Origin of the sequence: Schinkia azotoformans LMG 9581, assembly GCF_000307855.1 — a bacterium.
GTDB classification, from domain to species: domain Bacteria; phylum Bacillota; class Bacilli; order Bacillales; family Bacillaceae_J; genus Schinkia; species Schinkia azotoformans.
This window is the reverse complement of record NZ_AJLR01000073.1, coordinates 1-560: the sequence shown is the minus strand read 5'-3', so window position 1 is coordinate 560 and position 560 is coordinate 1. Positions and strand designations below refer to the sequence as shown.

General features: G+C 35.2%; 1 protein-coding gene. It reads left to right on the top strand.

The window, feature by feature from the left end; genetic code table 11:
• Positions 1-433, top strand: a 433-nt coding sequence (locus BAZO_RS23035; protein WP_003331512.1) for a DUF536 domain-containing protein, incomplete at its 5' end; no start/stop codon positions are given.
• Positions 434-560: the final 127 nt, after the last annotated feature.

The window sequence follows — 560 nt, the reverse complement described above, 5'->3', positions numbered from 1 at the left end:
AAAAACACTGCAAAATGATACTGCACAGACTGCCAAAACACTGCAAAATGATACTGCACAGACTAAATTAATATGTTTTTTAGAAGAACAATTAGATAAAAAGGAACAGCAATTATCTGTTAAAGATAAGCAACTAGAAAATAAAGACACTCAAATCTCACAAATGCAAAATCTCTTAGACCAACAACAACGTCTAGCCTTACAGGATAAAAAATTACTAGAAGAGTATAAATCAGAAATCAATGAATTGAAAGCTCTTAAAATGCCTCGGGAGGATATGAAAGATGGCTCGTCGATAAGGGGTGAGGCGCAGGAAGAAATTGAACGACTGAAAGCTAAATTGAAGTTATCAGAAGAAGAACGAAACAAGGCAAAAGAAAAAGAGCCTGTAAAAACAGAATCTAAAAAATGGTGGCATTTTGGAAGAATGTGAAAGTATATAAGGATAACTAAATTTTTTTAGTAAGACTGGAGGTATATTGTGGACGACGAAAAATGGATCGGAAGAGCGTCGTGTAGGGAAAGAGTGTAGATCTCGGTGGTCGCCGTATCATTAAAAA